Origin of the sequence: Bradyrhizobium iriomotense, from assembly GCF_018130765.1 — a bacterium.
In the GTDB taxonomy this organism is placed as follows: Bacteria; Pseudomonadota; Alphaproteobacteria; order Rhizobiales; family Xanthobacteraceae; genus Bradyrhizobium; species Bradyrhizobium iriomotense_A.
Map to the genome: position 1 here is coordinate 1 of NZ_JAFCJZ010000056.1, position 1,557 is coordinate 1,557.

The 1,557-nt window shown below is 64.8% G+C and carries 2 protein-coding genes; one reads left to right on the plus strand and one right to left on the minus strand.

What is annotated here, in order from left to right:
• Nucleotides 1–75: 75 nt before the first annotated feature.
• A complete protein-coding gene (locus tag JQ635_RS38900; RefSeq protein WP_211415040.1) occupies nucleotides 76–1,224 on the plus strand; it encodes an IS110 family transposase in 1,149 nt (382 codons plus the stop codon).
• 105 nt (nucleotides 1,225–1,329) lie between these two features.
• Here JQ635_RS38900 and JQ635_RS38905 read toward each other — a convergent pair.
• The coding region (locus JQ635_RS38905) for a hypothetical protein (RefSeq protein ID WP_211415041.1) at nucleotides 1,330–1,557 on the minus strand (228 nt) is incomplete at its 5' end.

Genomic DNA, 1,557 nt, shown 5'->3' on the forward strand with positions numbered 1-1,557 from the left:
GTAGATTCCATGGGGCGGTGAGCGTGGCCTTTCCGATAGGTTTGGGTTTCCACACTCGAACCCACGGAGAGCCAGATGCAAGCATCGACTGTAGGCACGCCCACCGCCGGCCATAATGGCACAATTTTCCTTGCGATCGAACTCAGTCAAAAGACGTGGCTGGTAACGTTGCACAGCCCGGATCGTGATCGGATGTCGCGCCACAAGCTCGAGGGCGGCGATCATGCCGGGCTGCTGGAGCTGATTGAGAAGGTCCGCAGACGGGCGGCAGAGAAGCTCGGATCGGTACCGCGCGTGGCGAGTTGCTACGAGGCCGGCTACGACGGCTTCTGGCTGCACCGGCTGCTGGAGGCAGCTGGGATTTTGAACCTTGTGTTCGATCCCGCGAGCATTGCGGTGGAGCAGCGCTCGCGTCGGACCAAGACGGACCGGATCGATGGCGAGCTTCTGCTGCGGACGTTGATGGCCTATTTGCGCGGCGAGCCGCGGGTGGTTCGGATCGTGCGGGTGCCGAGCGTGGCGCAGGAAGACGCCAGGCGCTCCAGCCGCGAGCGCGATCGGCTGGTCAAGGAACAGACGGCCCACACCAACCGGATCAAGGCGCTGCTGCGGCTGGCGGGCATGGCGGTCGGCTCCCCGCGCCGGGGCAATTGGCTGCACTGGCTGGCCCAGCAGCGGGATTGGCAAGGGCAGCCTCTGTCGCCGTATCTTCTGGCCGAAGTGACGCGCGAACATGCTCGCCTGATGCTGGTACGCGAACAGCTTGCCGCGCTGGAGCAAGCCGAAGCCGCGCCAGCCTCTGCTGTTCCTGCGGCGACGGCCGAACGGCGGGATCTGCTGCAGCGGCTTAAAGCGCTCGGCCCGGCCTTTGCCACCACGCTGACCAACGAGACGTTCTACAAGGACTTCCGCAACCGCCGCCAGGTCGGGGCCTATTGCGGATTGACGCCCAGTCCCTGGCAGAGTGGCGGCATCGATCGCGAGCAGGGCATCAGCAAGGCAGGCAATCCGCGCGCTCGCCTCAAGGCGATCGAACTGGCCTGGCTGTGGCTGCGGCATCAGGCCGACAGCGAGCTCAGCCGCTGGTTCCGCACCCGCACCGCCAATGCCGGCAAGCGGGCCAGGCGCATCGCCATCGTGGCACTGGCGCGCAAGCTGATCGTGGCGCTGTGGCGCTACCTCACCACCGGACTCGTACCTGCGGGGGCAACAATGAAGGCATAGCAGCGCCGCACCGGCGCTGCGCTTGGCCGCAGTCCGTGCGGGATGGATGATGACCGTGCCACCCTTGGGCCGAACAAACAGCCGTTTTGTAGATGGGTCTCATTCTCAGGGCTTCCTCACCGCAAGCATGCGGAATGTGGGTCCGGACCACACCAGTCCGACCGGATATGAGGTGATGCAGTGAGCTGCATAAATCTTCGGAAGCCAATCCTTGCCCGGAACACGGTCGTCGCGCTGCGCTTCGCATGGCTCCGCGCGCCGCCCTCGCACTTCCCCGACCTCACCCAAGCCAATCGAAAAGCCTTGACTCAAAAATCCCCATATGAGGGTGGG